Consider the following 15,539-nt stretch of genomic DNA (forward strand, 5'->3'; position numbering starts at 1 on the left):
CCGGACCCATACCGAACCCGGAAGCTAAGCCCCACAGCGCCGATGGTACTGCAACCGACAGGTCGTGGGAGAGTAGGACACCGCCGCAACCACACGCCAAAGCGGCGGCAACCACACGGTTGCCGCCGCCTTTGCCACACCCAAAACACGGCCCGCGAGAACCCACACAAACACACGGGCACCTACGACCCACACAAGGAAGCAAGCAAGTATGGTGCGCATGTACCCCAAGAAACACGCACCAACGTACACCGCACGCAGGTATGTGTACCCACAACCACACGCGCGAGCAAGCACGGCGCGCATGAAAATCCCAAACCCGCCCGTCGATCACCGCGCCAGCCACGAACACACCGACATTCAAACTCCTGGACGAATAGTCATGTGGCACACCGATGTGTCACTTGGCTGGAGCAACAGGGCATGCGGTCGCTTTTGATGACGCGGTATAAGCCATGTGGATTCTGAGGTGTATTTTCCGCTTGTCGCGCCTATGGCCCACCGCTATTTGCCTGTGAATGGGATAGTGATTAGTTCGTCGCCGTGGAGCCATCGTGGCGAAATGAGCGTCCTCTTTGCTACGTGCGCTGCGTCGTCTATTGTCTTGTCCTCTCCCTATGCCGCCTCGGCGCCTGCGTACGAGCGATCTTTATCTCGTAAGTGTATGGTGCCTGGAAGTCACGCGTTGTGCACCAATGCAGCAGTCCTGCCCGCTTGCTCTCTATGCGCAGTTCTCGGTGTATTTTGCTCATCTTTGGCGGATCGGTTGCGCATTGTCTGCGCGTTTATTTCGACGATGTGATGCTTTCGCTGAAATATTAAAATGCTGAAAAGTTGCCGGTGTGGAAATATTCTGTGATTAAATCAAAGAGCGAAATGGTCATAACTTGTTATTTTTCGCTCCAGAATGATTTTTCTACGCAGAAAAATGCTCGAAAACTGCAATCCTACTTCCAAGAAGGCTTGAAAACTGAAAGAATAGATGCTGCAAAATGTCCCAACGATGCTCGTTTTGTACACACAGTAATGTGGGTTCTCGTTGACGAATGGAGGCGTCTAATATGTCCGGGGGAAGTGTCTATACAGGTAGGCGGCGTGCGCAACGACATGAGCACCTACATCGGCGACGCCAAGGGATGATGCATGCCTTGGCAATTTACCTCCTCGCACTACTGGTCGCGATCCCCTTTGTTACGCCCTTGGGTGAATATGCCGCCCTCGCCGACGACACGGATCCTGAGTATCTGCGCATTATTAAGACAGTTGACGGTCTTGAAACGAAAGACCTGACACCCGGCGGCGCATTTACGTGGCAGGTGCGCGTGGTATGTTCCGAACAGTCATGTGTGAATGCTCAACTTGTTGACAGCCTCCCAGCAGAACTTGAAGGTTTCGCGTTGACGAGCGTCGAGCTGTCTCCTTCAACTGTGCCCAGCGCCATCACGTGGTACGAGTCTGACACACCACTTGCGGCTCAACCCACCGTCATCGGCGCGCAAACAAAGGTCGTCGTCAATATTGGCAACGGTGTCCCCATGGAGAACGGACGCACCGTGAACCTCAATATGACAATGCAAGTACCCGATACCTTCACCGCCGACGACCCACGCCACGGCCAACGTATCACGAATACTGCCCAAGCCAGCGCAGATAATGCGCGTACTGTGCGCGACGACGCTGCTATCAGAGTCACCCATGCCTACACTCTGGGCGCATCCACGACAAAGACATGGTCTCCATCAACGGCCACCTATGAGGTGGGACGCCAATCAACAGTCACACTGCAAGCGGCAAGTACTGCCACGGTCAACGTTGATCACCTGCACCTCAACGAACCTAATGTTCCACTCGACCCTACTACTCCCGCGCATCTCAACGCTGACAACCCGTTCCGCACCCACAATTTTGTTGGATTCGCAGGGGCAACCTTGCCTAGCGGTGCCACCGGAGTAAAGGTTGATGCTCTGACACTCCAAGGTGGAACATGGACTTGGGTCGAAGGCGCTACCTCAGCAACACCAGCGCTTCCAGTAGGCGTGGCGCCTGAAGATGTAGGCGCGCTCCGCTTCCAATGGAGTGGGCCTATCACAGCTTCCGGTGGGGCACAGCTACAGATCACCCTGGCGCAACGCGGCAGCGACAGGAACGACCCGTCTGCAGATCTTTCAGCGCAGAATGTCTCAATACGTAACGAAAGCCAAGCCTGGGTGACCAGGAGGTCTGAAGAATCCGCGCGTGTGCAGGCCATGGCAACGCATGCCGTTGGTGCAAGTGTCATTGGAACAACCATCGACAAGAGCCTGAGTAAAACCCATCTGGTGGCAGGCACGTCCACCACGGGAACCATCAACGCACAAAACACTGGCGCACCTGTACAGCGATGGGTGATTTCAGACTCGCTTTTCGACGCAACAGGAGCTCCCGCGACCACTTTATTTTTTGACGAATATGTCCGCTTCGGCGGGTTTTCCCAGGCGATTGCCTACCCCAGCGGCGCGACTTCTGGAAAAGTGATCTACCACCTGCTCAACGGAGGAACCGAAGAAGTACCCTTCGCCTCGGCCAGCATTCCTGCAGCTCCTTCAGGGGCAATAAAGGGCTTCGAAGTAGTCTTTGAAGGCACAGGCAACTCGATTCCCACAGGGGCCACCACCTCATTGAGGTACACCATCACCACTGATTCGTCCTTAGGATCAGGCGTGACTCGAACCTCCTCGGCACACACCACTGTGACAACAAGCGCAGGACGAAGCGCCACCAATAATGACTCTGCGACCCTGGCAACGATATCGCCAGATATGACGATCACTACCGTTAAAACCATCACCCCGAAATGGAATATTCGTCCCGGCCGCCCACTGACCGTCTCCATTAGTGGCACAGGTGCCGCGTCATCTGACTACGTCAAGATCACGAAACTTGTGATCGAAGACTCGGTGGACTCAGGCACGGCAACAACGTTCTGGAACGCTGCCAACCTAGCTGGCATATCCCCCACGGAGGTGCCCGAGGCAGCCAGCCTCGTCCTTTCCGTGCGCGATGCGAGCGGAACCTGGCATGACCTGTGGACCGAGGCGCCGCAAACGCGCGCATGGATCTTCGCCAAGAGTCTGGCCGAGCTCAATGCTGCACTACCTGCAGGCATGACAGTCGATGATGTGACCGGTGTCCGCTTCGCCTTCGAACGGCCACAGACGCGTCCCTTCCCAGCATCGCAAACAGTTATTGCACGCGCGAATTTCGTGACGCGTGCGACGTTACGTGGCACCACTACACCCACCGATGAGGTTGACGGTGCTCCGGGAAGTACGACTCCCCAAGTAGCGACGACTTACCGCAACACAGCCCAGACGACAGCCTTCGGACGCACCGACGGGGGTGACGAACTCAGCAAACGGGCCTCAGCCACTGACAGCATGAGCATCCGAAGCAACGGATCACCTAACCAAAGCTGGCCCGGCACCGGACACGGAGACAGCATCGGCGTGGACAAAGCCTGGAGCAGAAATGAAATCCCAGCATTGTCCGCAGAAAGCGCAAGTACGACACTAGCGTGGACCGTACCGGTTGGACGCGATCGGGTTCGCCTCACCGACCCAGCCGACCCAAGCACAGTGGCACAAACAGTTTTCGACGCCTTTAACCTACGCGGACTGTCAGCCATACCTGTGCACACCACAGTGGACAGTAATGGCTGGGCCATCCAATGGGATATCGTCGAATCTATTGAACTCTATGAGAACGGAGCATGGACAGTTCTGCCTGCCCCCGGCGGCTCGTGGCAGGAAGCGAACGGCGGATTCAAAGGCCTCACACTCGACGCAAGCCAACAGACAAATACCACGGGCCTGCGCATTACCCTTGTCCCCAACGACGCACGCCGCGCCTCGGCAATCGCAGCAGGAACAACAAATGTGCCCGCAGTAGGATCCGGCGTCACATCCACATCCGTACCACGTACCTTCAGCGTCTCCTGGTACCTGCGTGAACTGCGCCGTTCAGATGGCAGCGCCGTATCAGGCAACGCGATATTCAATGTCGCCGGCGAAGCTGGAATGGTCAACAACATACTCGAACTTGAGGCATTCCGCGCTGCCAACGTAGAAACGGCTCGTGCCGAAGCTCCGATTCGAATAGTCAATTCACCAATGGCCGTGTCGATTGACAAGAATGTTGCCACAGCAACCCAGGTCGTGCCTGACCCAGGTACAGACCCAAGGCAACTCCCCACAAATACTTTCACCTTGACTGCGCGAAATACCAGCACCTCACCTGCCACCCACGTGCGTGTCACCGATCCGACAGCATGTAGCGACACAGGGCTGAATCTGTGCCGGACAGACAATACTGCAAGTGCAGCGTTGGCCAACCCGTTCCTTGGACTACCTGAAATTGCTGCGGGCACCATCGACGCTACACCCGGCGCGCCAAATCCCTTCAACCGATATGACATCACTCGGATCGCAATTAGCGTGGCGCACTCGAGCCAAGTGAATATTTCGAACTCGAAGGTATGGTTACTGCGGTATGACCCGACGCAGAGCGCCGCAAACCGCTACAGCTTCACAGAAACAACAGTGGCCTCCGTCAACGCGATGACAGCCTCACAACTGGCTGACGTCGTCGGTATCTCCACAACCTTTGTTGGACGACAGTCAACGTACGGCACCATCAAAAATAACAATGACCTCAAAGTTGTTATTGAGACACGTCTACGCCCCACATTGCGCGACACCGGTCAGACGTGGCTTCCCACCACAGAGGAACTGCGCGAATCAAAGAACCGCGCCTATGCCCAAAGCTACGACCCCGTACTGTGGGGGACGGATGCCTACGGCGCAGACGTTGACGACGCTGCCGTTGACTTCACGCGCGGGGGCGTCGATATCGCCGTCGGAAAATCCATTAGCGACGGCACGATTCTCCAAGGCGACAGCGCAGCTGATCAACGGCAAATGGTCACTTTGACTGCTCACCAATCGACCTCGACCGCATCGCCGACGAAGGTCGTCATCGAAGATCGTCCAGATGGAACAGGTGTCACCGACTCCAATGACTTCTGGAAACACTTCGACCTTGACGCACTCGGAACAATCACGGCTCCTGCAGGTGCCGACCGCATACAGATTGATGCCTACAACGGCACCACTTGGGTGACGGGTACGCCTGTGCCTATCGGATCTCAAGTGCTGCCTGCAGGCATTAATACCAGCAACGTCCAAGGTTTGCGATTTATATTTACCCGCGCCGACGGAGCACGTTTCAACGTGACAACTCCCAACTGGGAGGCCTTCATCCAGTTCACGGTTGCGCTACGACAACAGCAACGGGGAAGCACCGCCGCTGTCGTCTTCCCAGGAACCGCTAATAACCGCATGACGGGCCAATCCTTTGTCCCCAATGGCGAATCAGTCTTGCGTACCACCGAAGACAATGTCGAGTGGAGTAGTGGCGTTGCACACCTACAAATCGACAAATGGGCCAATAACGGCCTGCGAACAGTAGCAGTGGGTGATTTCGTTCCATGGGACATTACCATCCGCAATAACGGCACATCGCTATTGAACCTGCTCAATGTCACCGACACCCTCCCAAACACCGGATTCCTCAAATACACCGGCGACAATGGACAGGGAGGCAGCGGCATCGTCTTCACCCCAGGTGTCCTTGGCGATGGGGTGACGCCCGGTAGCCTCACACAGGCCCCAACCGTGGATGCCACCGACCCACAACGTGTCGTCCTCACTTGGGCACAAGGCGCCAATACACTGCGGCCCGGAGAAACAGCCAAGATTCGCATCTACCTCGAAGTCCAACCGGGTGTGCGTTTCGACGAGTACATCATCAACACAGTCACTGCAAAGACGGTGCAGTCACTGGTCACGGTCACCGACGCGATTCCAAACAACGGTGCCGAGCAAGTGCGCAAAGTCGACGACAACACAGGACAAGCGCAAGACCAAGTGAAAGTAGCGATGGGCACTAACGTGTACGTCGTCAAAGGCGTTATGGGTTCGCTTGGCACAGCAAAGAATATGCTTGACTCAACCCAAACGTGCACGCCGATCCTTCAAGGTCCCGGCGGTGCAGGTGACACTTACTTCCGCACCCCTTGTGTTTCTGACTCAACGCAACTCGGTAGTGACAAGTGGGTCCTCCACATTGTCAACGCCGGATCAACCGATCTGACGTACCTGGAAATATTCGATCAACTACCCACAGCTGACGACAAATTCCTTGTCAGTGGTACATGGCGTGGGTCGCAATATCGGCCAGTGCCCACTGGAGCCTTCACAATCAGCGGCCTACCTGATGGGGTGACAGCTCAACAGCAAGTGACCACGTCGCCACGGGTATGCGAAGGAAGCTGGCCGAATCTGCCTCAAAGCGCACCGTGTGAACAGGCAGGAGAAACATGGACGCCTGTGACTGCCTCAACTGACTGGAGTACCGTCACAGGATGGCGCGTCAACCTGGACTTCACCACATCCGCTGCAGGCGCTTTCAAGCCCGGTGCTGTCCTGGACGTTACCTACACGACGACTAACGCCTACACCCAGGCAGCAGGCGATGCTTTGTTGTCCAAAGACATTCCTATCGCCGATAACCAGGCATGGAACCAATTCGGTATGACCTATCTCGATGACCTTGGCATCGACTCAGTGATTGCTCCCAATCGTGTCGGTGTGCACCTACGCTCTGGCTCGCTAGAGGTGACCAAACGCGTGACCGGTGCTGCGGCGGCGGTCGCGCCAGCGACCTTCACTGCAACTCTCACGTGCACACACGGCACAAATGCATTGACCTTCGATGGAGGTAATACCTCGAAACAGATCACACTGACCGCTAATACACCGGTACGCATCCCGGGCATTCCAGTAGGGGCAGTGTGTACCGTAACCGAAGACGGAGCTGTTGGATCCTTCGGCGAAGACAGCCGCCTCGGTTCACCTACCTCAATTACCGTCGCGACAGCGGACAGCGGTACCACCACAGCCTTGTCTCCTGTTCCTGATGCACACAAAGTCACACTGACCAACGAATACCTCTACGGTGGATTGAGCGTGACAAAACGTGTGGACAGCAACGCAATCGCAGGCAACTATGGGCCGTTTACATTCAGCCTTGCCTGCACCTCGGCGGGGCAGCCAGTACTTATTGACGGACAGACAACCACCACTTTCTCGCTGAACGATGGGCAGACCTGGACTGCGCCTGGTAACCAGATCCCGACCGGATCGGTGTGTGTGCTAAAGGAAACCGACACGGGGGGTGCGAGCAACACTGTTTTTGCTGGAAACGGTACGGCAAATAGTGATGGCAGCTTCAGCATCACCATTCCGCGAGGCAGTGCTGAGGTAGTGGCAACCACTGTCACCAATGCCTACGCCTCAGGGACATTCACCGTCAAGAAGGTAGTGACTGGTGAAGGAGCGGCAACCTACGGTGCCGCTGACTTCGGTTTTACCACCGCCTGTACGCATCGTGGCAGTGAAATATTTACCCAGACATTCCGACTCGCGGCAGACGCGTCACGGACCTTCGGTCCCTTCCCAGTGGGGACACGCTGTGTCACCAGCGAGGTCGACACAGGTCATGCCACCAGCAGCACATTGGCCCCGGCTGACGGAATAATCACGATCCGTGAAGCAACCCAAGGTACCGTTGAGGTGACGGCAACTAACCAGTATGACGTAGGCGAACTCGTTATTCACAAGGAACGCCTTGGCGCTGGTGCGACCGTTCACGGTGTCGGTCCGTTCATCGCGCAGGCCACCTGTACGCGAACCGTTGGCGTCGTGCCAGTGCCTATTGCCTTGCCTGACCAAGGACGGATCGTCCTCAACGCTGCGAATAATTACACGGCGCGCATCGGTGGCATCCTTAAGGGCGCTACCTGCGTTGTGGAGGAAATCGACGCTGCTGGTGCCACCAGCACACCGCAACTCAGGCCAACGGATGGGCGCGTCACCATCAGTGGCTCTGGCGCACAGGCTGTTTCGGTCGTCATTTCCAATACGTTCCAGGCTGGCGTACTTCGGGTTGAAAAAGCTGTCAGTGGCCAAGGAGCTCAACTATACGGCAGTGGCCCCTTCTCATTCCGCACTGAATGCGTGATCCCGGATGGCTTGGGTGCAGCTGGTCAGGGCGGAACTAAGGTAGAAACCTTCACGTTGGCTGCTGGTGCGTATAAGGAGCTTGGTCCTTACCCGGTGGGTACCGAATGTACGGTGCGCGAAACGCTTAATGGCGGAGCGACCACATCAGTGCTCGAACCAGCGGATGGCACGGTCACAATTGAGGCCGACGACGATGACGCTGAGGAACTGACAGTGGCGACGGTCAAGGCGACCAATACCTTTGACATTGGGCATCTTGTCATTGTGAAGAAGCGTATTGGAGCAGGTAAAGACCATTTCGGTAAGGGTCCTTTCGTTGCTCAGGTCACCTGCAGCCGAGTCATTGACGAGGCGACAGTTGAGTTTGCGCTTCCACATAATGGCGTGGTGACGCTCAGCCAGGCAAATGACTACACTGTCCGCCTGGACAATCTCCCTGTCGGCACTCAATGTACGGTCATAGAAACCGATCGTGGAGGGGCAAGTCGTACCACGATGGATCCGGCTGACGGAAAGGTCACTATCGCCGGTGGTGTTACTGGTGCCGTTGACATGACGGTGACGATCACGAACGAATTCCCAACCCCTCCGCCAAAACGAATCGCGAAAACGGGTTCGACATCAATGGCACTGCTGTCTGGGGCAGGTGTCGTCCTGCTTGCGGGCGCGGTAGCGCTGATGGTGAAACGGCGTGGCTCACGCAAAGACTGACATGGAGTAATCAGTCAGTCTACGGCGAGGCGGTGGCGGAAGCTGCCGCCTCGCCCCTTTCCTTCTCCTGTGAACGTTGCGCGCAGAGGAAGATAGTGTCGAAGTAGCTAAGGTATTGAAGGAGGGAGTCTGGACGAGGGCGTTGCGCAGGAACGACATTGCTTTCCCTTGGATGCGTTCCAGAGGAGCGCATCCAGACGAAGGCGTTGCGTAGGAGAGTTCCGCGCAGGAGGGTCCGCGGGATGGAGTTGGCAGGGGATCTCGGTGCGGATGACAGACGAGAGGGGCAAGACGTGTCGGGAAGACTATGGCCATGCACCTGCGCATCCCTGATCGAAAGATGCGCACGAATTGCAGATCATGACGCCTCCTCCACGGCGCACGCTACCTCCACGGCGCACGCTACCTCCGACACGCACGCCACCTCCAAGAGGAGGAAAGTAGTGGCGTCAAGCAGGCACTAGTAGCCGCAGGTGAAGTGGAGTTTCATACAAAAATCGCGCCAGCAACCCACACGCGCGCATCGTCGTCGAGCGCGACGAAGGACTTGTTCATGCGAAGATCACGCAAACAACCCACAGGGTGGCCACTGTCAAGGCAGCGACGAGTTCGATAGCGATGATAAGGCCAAGTGATTTCAGTACGTCCACTGTGGCATCCCGTGCGGCTTGGTGTGTGCCGAGGCGTTGTCGCTCAAGGTAATAAAGGGTGGCAATCCCCGCCGCGAGGAAGCCGACAACAGGAATGAGGAACCAGCCAGCCACCGCCGCCACAGCTGACAGGATAAGTGTGCGGCGCGGTGTGCCTAATGACAACAGTCGTTTGCCAGGGATCAGGTATTTCAAGAAGGTTGATGCCAGCAGAATGAGAGTACCTACGCCGAAGACTGTCCACGCAAAGACGCCTCCTTCGATGATCGCCCACACAAGAAGTGCCAGGCAGATAATGAGCGCTGAAGGAATGACTTGAACGATGGCTGCACCAATACCAAGAAATATTGCGATACCGACGAGGACATTGCCCAAAACCGACATAGGTGCTCCTTTCAGGGGCCGACAGTAAGCCTAACAGGCGGCACAATTGTAAAAACAGCACATGCCAGCAATGTGGGCGGGTGTGTGATGGGAGGTGTGGGCTCGGGCGAGGTGTGCTTGCGTGAGGTTCGCCCAGGTAAGGGTGGCTGTGCGGTAATGACACGGCGAGGTGGGCGTACATGGTAGTGGCTCCGTGATGCACGGTGGGAAGTGGCGCCTCGACGACGCTGTGCCACAAATGATGCGGGGGTAAGGCGCATCGCCTCACCCCCGCACACCTGCGATGGAGCTACATGCCACCGAGGAATTGTGCGACCAGGATCTTGCCAATCATCGCCACCGGATACACCAGCGCGTAGCCAAGGGCAACGCGTGGATCTGAATTGGTGCGTGAATTGGCAAATGCCAAAACCGCAGGCTGCGTCTGCGAACCACCAAGGAGGCCGGAAAGCTGAGTGCCGCCCATCTTGAAGATCCAACGCATCGTGCAGTATAAGCCGATGGCCATAATTGCCGTCATCAGCCCACCTACGAGGAAAATATTGAGCCATGCGCCAGAGGTGAAGGCCTCGGTAATCTGACCGCCGGCCTTCGCGCCAGCCTGCGCGAGGAAAACCAGCAAACCAAGTTCAGCTAGCACCTGGCAAGCCGTGAACGGCAGCGCAGTCACAACAGGGCCGACGCGACCAAGGCGACCAAAGATCAAGCCAATAATCAACGTGCCCGCTGCGTGACCAATGACAAAAGTTTCGCCACTGGGCGTCGGGATTGGGATTTCACCAATGAACATGCCAAGGGCCATGCCCAAGCCAAGTGCGATTGGGTTAAGGTCTGACAAACCGCGGGCCGAATCACCCAGGAACTTCGTGATTTCCTGCATTTTCCCGGTCGGCGCAACCACGCGCACGCGGTCACCCTGCTGGAGCAGCGTGTCGGGCTGGGCCACCATATCAACGTCACCGCGACGGACACGAGAAATCGTGGCACCAAAGCGCTTGGAAAGATCCAGGTCGCGAACTGTTCGGCCAGCAACCTTGGGGTTAGAAATGGTCATGCGGCGGAAATCAAGGTAGGAACGATCCTGAAGCAGCGAATGCGACGATGGGTGCCCCAGTTCATTTGCGGCACGTGCCACCATTTCACGAGGCCCCACGACGGTCACTAGGTCACCGGCATCGAGTGTATCCGACATTGAGGGTCGTGAGATAGGGCCGGTCTCGCCGCGGCGCAGACGCGAGAAAGTCACCTTTTCTTCAAGTTTTTCGTAGATTGCGCCAATCAGTGGGTGATCTTCGCGTTCAACGCGGATCGTCCGGTTCGCCAACGGGCTAGGCGCATCCTTATCGTGTTTCCCGTACGACAGGGCGGCAGCTGCCGCAATCATCATGCCGATAACACCAAACAGGTAGGCAATGGAATACCCAACGGTGGCCAATTCAAGCGAGCCGGACGCTTGGCCAGCAGCTGCCAATGCAGGAGTATTGGTCAGAGCACCTGCGAATGTTCCCGCAATAAGCGGAATAGGCATACCGAGTGCCTGCCCAACGAAGAGGCCGGTGGTGGCCGCAATCGCGTAGAGCGCCACCATGGTCAACAACGGTCCTACTGCAGTACGAATATTGTGGAAGAACGACGCGCCAGAATTAATGCCAATCGCAAAGGTAAAGAGTGTGAGGCCGAGGGTGCCTAACTGGGGAGTCACAGTCAGCTCGATACCGTAGGCGTTAGCCCACGCGGCCATACCAATGGCGAGGAACAATACGGCAGCGGCGCCAAGCGAAATACCGCCGATTTTGATGTGACCGACGGCCATACCGGCGCCGATGAGAAGGAATAGAAAGAGGACCGGCTGTTCAGCCAGGACTGAAAAGAATGCTTCCACGGTCGTGGGACTCCATCGTGAGGAGGGGATAACTATCAGACCCCATAAGTATGGCAGTCCAAAGGTCATCCACCTGCGGTCCATCGTCCCAGCGCAGAGCGAATGGCCCGAAGTGTGAGACATTGCCTAAGACGAAGAGGATGGAACGATACCGTTATCCCATGCTCGACAGTCGCATTGCAGGCCTTGACGTCCTGGTACTTGTACCCGGGCGTGCGATTCCTGCCATGTGAAATGGGTGGATCGCACGCCTAGTCCCCACGCTTTAGCGGGGACTTTTTTATTAAGATTCGCCCACATATTACGAGAGGACACGCGGTGAAAGACACTGCCCCCACCCGCACAATGACCGGTGCAGCTGCCATCGTTGCCACTTTGGAGGCGCTCGGTGTGACCGACGTCTTCGGAATGCCAGGCGGCGCGATCCTTCCGACCTATGACCCGTTGATGAACTCGTCGCTGCGTCACATCCTTGTTCGCCACGAACAGGGTGCCGGCCATGCTGCAGAAGGCTACGCCCTTGCCTCAGGCAAAGTTGGGTGCGCCATCGTCACCTCCGGCCCCGCAGCAACGAATGTGATGACCGCCCTTGCTGACGCCAATATGGACTCTGTGCCGCTAGTGGTGATCTCCGGCCAGGTCGGCGCCTCCCTCATTGGTACTGACGCTTTCCAAGAGGCTGACATTGTTGGCGCCTCCGTGCCGGTGACCAAACATTCCTTCCTGGTCACTGACGCAAACGACATCCCGTCGCGTATTGCCGAGGCCTTCCATCTTGCCTCCACCGGCCGCCCCGGTCCCGTACTCGTCGATATCACCAAATCGGCACAAAATGCCACCATTGAATTCGCTTGGCCGCCAGCATTAGATCTGCCCGGATATAAACCCGCAGGTAAACCGCATATGAAACAGGTGCGTGCTGCTGCTCGCGAAATCGCCACCGCTCAAGCCCCCGTGTTCTACGTGGGTGGTGGCCTCATACGAGCTGGTGCTTCCCAAACGCTGCAACGCCTCGTCGAACTGACCGACTGTCCCGTGGTGACAACCCTGCCAGCACGAGGCGCATTCCCTGATTCTGATCACCACAATTTGGGGATGCCAGGGATGCATGGCACCGTCCCAGCAGTGGGCGCCCTACAGCGTGCCGACCTCATCGTTGCGCTGGGTGCCCGTTTTGATGACCGCGTGACCGGAAATCTTGATTCTTTTGCGCCCAGGGCACGTATCGTTCACGTTGATATCGATGCCGCTGAAATCTCCAAGAACCGTGTCGCTGACGTGCCGATCGTCGCCGACTTAGCGTTGGCCTTGGACGCTCTTGTCGAAGTCATGCCCGAGGCGCACGCTGAATACGGCAAAGCTGACCTTGCAGGATGGTGGCGTTACCTTAATCGCTTGCGTGACCGCTATCCCATGGGGTGGGCAGAACCGAGCGACGGCAAAATGGCGCCTCAGGCCGTGCTACAGCGCTTGTCGAAGATCGCTGGCCCTGATGCGATTTACGTTACTGGCGTTGGTCAGCACCAGATGTGGGCTGCCCAGTTCATTCAACACGACAAGCCACGCCACTTCCTGTCGTCATCTGGCTTAGGCACGATGGGCTACTGTGTGCCTGCCGCTATGGGTGCCCAGGTGGCGCAGCCTGACAGTGTAGTGTGGGCAATCGACGGTGACGGTTCCTTCCAGATGACCAACCAAGAACTGGCAACCTGCACAGTGAATAACATTCCCATCAAGGTGTGTTTGATCAATAACTCGGTGTTGGGCATGGTGCGTCAATGGCAGTCACTGTTCTACGACAAGCGCTACTCCAATACCACGCTAAACCCCGACGATGGCGACCAGATTCCCAATTTTGTGATGCTCGCTCAGGCATATGGCATGGCTGCACGCACGGTGAGCCGCATCGAAGAAGTCGATGAGGCCATTGAATGGGCGATGGGCATCAATGATCGACCTGTTCTTCTGGACTTTAGAGTTTCGAAGGATTCAATGGTGTGGCCGATGGTTGCGGCAGGCGTGTCGAATGACGAAATTCGCTATGCCCAGGGCATGGCGCCGGACTGGGATGTGGAGGACTGATCATGACACAGCTGCGAACCCTTTCGGTGCTGGTGGAAAACAAGCCGGGCGTATTGATGCGAGTGGCGTCACTATTTGCCAGGCGCGCCTTCAACATCAAGTCGCTCACTGTGGGAGAGACGGAACACCCTGAGGTTTCCCGTATGACCATCATTGCGGCCGCTGATGATGCACCATTTGAGCAGGTGACCAAGCAACTTAACAAGCTTGTGAACGTGCTGAAGGTTGTTGAGCTTGCTCAAGAGTCCAGCGTGGAACGACGCCTTCTGCTACTGAAAGTGCAAGCTGACGAATCGAGGCGCACCGGTGTGCTCCAAGTGGTAGATCTTTTCCGCGCACACGTCGTCGATGTCCAACCGGACACCGTCGTCATCGAATCCATTGGTTCATTGCCTAAGCTGGAAGCGCTACTTCGAGCCCTTGAACCCTATGGCATCAAAGAAATCGTCCAATCGGGTGCGGTGGCGATTGGCCGCGGAAGCCGCTCGATCACGGATCAACTGAAGGAGAAATGACAATGGCCGAGATCATCTACGACGACGGTGCAGATCTGTCGATCATCCAATCCAAGAAAGTTGCCATCATAGGCTACGGTTCGCAAGGCCACGCTCACGCACAGAACCTTAAGGACTCTGGCGTTGACGTCGTCGTCGGACTGCGCCCCGGCTCGTCGTCGTGGGAGAAAGCAGAAGCCGCGGGGCTTGCGGTAGAAGATATTGCCGAGGCGGTGAAGAGTGCCGATGTCATCATGATTTTGACACCGGACCAGGTTCAGCGTCACGTTTACGCAGAGCAGATTGCTCCGAACCTCAAAGAGGGCGCCGCGATCTTCTTTGCCCACGGTTTCAATATCCGCTATGGCTACATTCAGCCCGATGCTGGACTTGATGTGTGCATGGTCGCCCCCAAGGGCCCTGGCCACACTGTGCGCCGCCAATACGTCGAAGGTAAGGGCGTGCCCGCGCTTGTCTGCGTCGAGCAGGACGCTTCAGGTGGTGCCCTCGACCTGGCCCTGTCGTACGCTAAGGCCATCGGCGGTACCCGCGCCGGCGTTATCCGCACCACCTTCACGGAGGAAACTGAAACTGACCTCTTCGGTGAACAAGCCGTGTTGTGCGGCGGCGTTTCGCGTCTGATCCAATACGGATACGAAACATTGGTGGAAGCGGGCTACCAGCCAGAAATGGCCTATTTTGAGGTGCTCCACGAACTCAAACTCATCGTCGACCTCATTAATGAAGGCGGTATCACCAAACAGCGCTGGTCAATCTCTGACACAGCTGAATACGGTGACTACGTGTCCGGTCCGCGCGTCATTGGTCCGCAGGTGAAGGAAGCCATGAAAGAGGTCTTGGCTGACATCCAAGACGGCACCTTCGCGCGCCGCTTTATTGCCGATCAAGACAATGGCGGCCTCGAATTCAAGGCGCTTCGCGCTGAAGGTGAAGGCCACCCCATTGAAGCTACCGGCAAGGAATTGCGCGCACGCTTCGGTTGGGCACAGGTTGACGCCGACTACACGGATGGATCAGCAGCCCGCTAGGCGTTGACGGTGAGACTGCTCATTGCGCGGCTGTGTCAAAGGTGTACTTTCGCACTGTAGAAGCCTAAGAAAATGGCGGATTTTCAGGACGTTAATCCTTGAAAATCCGCCATTTTCGCGCGGTGCTCCTCCTTTCGCCCTATCACACTCATTTTTGGGTGATCGTC

The 15,539-nt window shown here is 56.8% G+C and carries 6 protein-coding genes and 1 rRNA gene; 5 read left to right on the forward strand and 2 right to left on the reverse strand.

Annotated elements, in window-relative coordinates; genetic code table 11:
• Both rrf and G438_RS11325 read left to right on the forward strand, forming a co-directional pair.
• Nucleotides 1-89, forward strand: a 5S ribosomal RNA gene (rrf, locus tag G438_RS12055); the annotation flags it as partial.
• Nucleotides 90-1,061: 972 nt separating this feature from the next.
• Nucleotides 1,062-8,831, forward strand: coding sequence for a DUF5979 domain-containing protein (locus tag G438_RS11325; protein WP_131245829.1), 7,770 nt, complete (start codon nucleotides 1,062-1,064; stop codon nucleotides 8,829-8,831).
• A 551-nt stretch (nucleotides 8,832-9,382) separates the two neighbouring features.
• Here G438_RS11325 and G438_RS0106960 read toward each other — a convergent pair.
• Complete coding sequence (locus G438_RS0106960; protein ID WP_026460692.1) at nucleotides 9,383-9,865, reverse strand: DUF456 domain-containing protein; 483 nt, start codon at nucleotides 9,863-9,865, stop codon at nucleotides 9,383-9,385.
• Nucleotides 9,866-10,154: 289 nt separating this feature from the next.
• Nucleotides 10,155-11,816: an aspartate:alanine exchanger family transporter gene (locus G438_RS0106965; protein ID WP_420804722.1), complete on the reverse strand. Its 1,662-nt coding sequence runs from the start codon at nucleotides 11,814-11,816 to the stop codon at nucleotides 10,155-10,157.
• 249 nt (nucleotides 11,817-12,065) lie between these two features.
• On the opposite strand from G438_RS0106965, the gene G438_RS0106970 reads away from it, so the two are divergent.
• Genes G438_RS0106970 through ilvC form a run of 3 tightly spaced genes read left to right on the forward strand, consistent with a single transcriptional unit; the run spans nucleotide 12,066 to nucleotide 15,372 of the window.
• Nucleotides 12,066-13,829 carry an acetolactate synthase large subunit gene (locus G438_RS0106970; protein ID WP_026460694.1) on the forward strand — a complete coding sequence of 588 codons (1,764 nt, stop codon included), beginning with the start codon at nucleotides 12,066-12,068 and terminating at the stop codon, nucleotides 13,827-13,829.
• Between the two features lie 2 nt (nucleotides 13,830-13,831).
• The gene (gene ilvN / locus G438_RS0106975) at nucleotides 13,832-14,344 is read left to right on the forward strand and encodes an acetolactate synthase small subunit (protein WP_026460695.1); all 513 of its coding nucleotides are present in this window, start codon (nucleotides 13,832-13,834) and stop codon (nucleotides 14,342-14,344) included.
• A 2-nt stretch (nucleotides 14,345-14,346) separates the two neighbouring features.
• Nucleotides 14,347-15,372 (forward strand): ketol-acid reductoisomerase, encoded by a 1,026-nt coding sequence (ilvC, locus tag G438_RS0106980; protein ID WP_026460696.1) that lies wholly within the window; start codon nucleotides 14,347-14,349, stop codon nucleotides 15,370-15,372.
• Nucleotides 15,373-15,539: the final 167 nt, after the last annotated feature.

The organism is Schaalia suimastitidis DSM 15538 (assembly GCF_000429105.1).
In the GTDB taxonomy this organism is placed as follows: Bacteria; Actinomycetota; Actinomycetes; order Actinomycetales; family Actinomycetaceae; genus Pauljensenia; species Pauljensenia suimastitidis.

Bases quoted from the DNA above. Each gene is read 5' to 3' on its own strand.
- ilvC (WP_026460696.1), top strand. From the start codon at position 14,347: ATGGCCGAGATCATCTACGACGACGGTGCAGATCTGTCGATCATCCAA.
- G438_RS0106960 (WP_026460692.1), bottom strand. From the start codon at position 9,865: ATGTCGGTTTTGGGCAATGTCCTCGTCGGTATCGCAATATTTCTTGGT.
- G438_RS11325 (WP_131245829.1), top strand. From the start codon at position 1,062: ATGTCCGGGGGAAGTGTCTATACAGGTAGGCGGCGTGCGCAACGACAT.
- ilvN (WP_026460695.1), top strand. From the start codon at position 13,832: ATGACACAGCTGCGAACCCTTTCGGTGCTGGTGGAAAACAAGCCGGGC.
- G438_RS0106965 (WP_420804722.1), bottom strand. From the start codon at position 11,816: ATGACCTTTGGACTGCCATACTTATGGGGTCTGATAGTTATCCCCTCC.